This is a genomic window from Actinoplanes sp. NPDC048791 (assembly GCF_040650095.1).
Taxonomy (GTDB): Bacteria; Actinomycetota; Actinomycetes; order Mycobacteriales; family Micromonosporaceae; genus Actinoplanes.
The window spans coordinates 1-1,137 of sequence record NZ_JBEZGQ010000828.1; the positions used below are offsets into that span (position 1 = coordinate 1).

Genomic DNA, 1,137 nt, shown 5'->3' on the forward strand with positions numbered 1-1,137 from the left:
GGGCGGCGCGCGCCTGGCCCGGCGCCCCGAACCCGGTGGCCGCCGACGACCTGCTGCCGGAACGGGCCATGGCCGGGGATTCCGAGGCCCGGCGGGCGCTGCGGCACGACGTGTACGGCGCACTGTCGCGCGCGGGCGGCGGGCTGCTGGAGACGCTGGATGCCTTCTTCGCGGCCGGCGGCGTGCTGGAAAGTGCCGCCCGTGAGCTGTTCGTGCACCCGAACACCGTGCGGTACCGCCTCAAAAGGGTCGCCGAGGTGACCAGTCTGTCGCCGCTGGACGGCCGGGACGCGTTCGCGCTGCGGATGGCTCTGACCATCGGGCGCCTCGACCCTGCGAGCTAAATCACCGGCCTCCGCGGTCCTTCGCGCACCGCCGGAAGAGCCCCGATATCATGCCTAATCTGGGCGAAACATGGGGGTGTTTGTAGGAAAGCTACAACGCCGGTCGTAGGGTTTGGTCCCGTGCAGCAACCCCGGAACGACCTCGCATCCGGAAGAGTCGACTCCGTGCTCGCCGTACTCTCGCCCGGCCAGGGTTCCCAGAAGCCCGGCTTCCTCTCCGGATGGCTCGGCCTGCCCGGGGCCGAGGCCCGGCTGACCTGGTGGTCCGCCCTCTCCGGCGTCGACCTGATCCACCTCGGCACCGAAGCCGGCCTCCGGTCCTGGCGCCCGGACCCCCACTGGCCGCAAGCGCTGGCCCTCTGCCTGGGCCCGGCGCTGGCCCTGGCCCCCATGGCCCTGCTCTTCGGCAACGGCGGCCGCCAGCCCTTCACCGCCGAGTCCATGAAGATCCACGTCGCCCTCGCCGTGCTGGTCACTGTTGTCGTTCCGCCGCGCTGGCTCGCCGTACGGATCGGGGCCGCATTGACCGTCGTGCTGCTGCTCGGGGCGTTCTATCTGCCCAGCCCGATCGGGTCCAACGCGCTGCGGCTGCCCATGCTCTTCACGATCCCCGTGCTCGCCGCCCTCGTCACGTTCGGGCGGGTCCGGCTGGTCCTGCTGCTCGTGGCCGTCTTCTGGTGGCAGCCCTTCGTGGTCACCGGCGACCTGGGCCGCGCGGGGTCGCCCGAGTCACGCCCCGCGTTCCATCAGCCGCTGGTCGACGAGCTGGCCCGGCGGGAACCGGGCCGCGTCG

General features: G+C 72.1%; 1 protein-coding gene and 1 pseudogene. Both read left to right on the top strand.

Features of this window, described 5'->3' with window-relative positions; genetic code table 11:
• A partial coding sequence (locus AB0C29_RS37860; protein ID WP_360830990.1) for a helix-turn-helix domain-containing protein occupies nucleotides 1–344 on the top strand: 344 nt, incomplete at its 5' end.
• Between the two features lie 165 nt (nucleotides 345–509).
• A pseudogene (locus tag AB0C29_RS37865) lies at nucleotides 510–1,137 on the top strand (hypothetical protein); the annotation flags it as partial.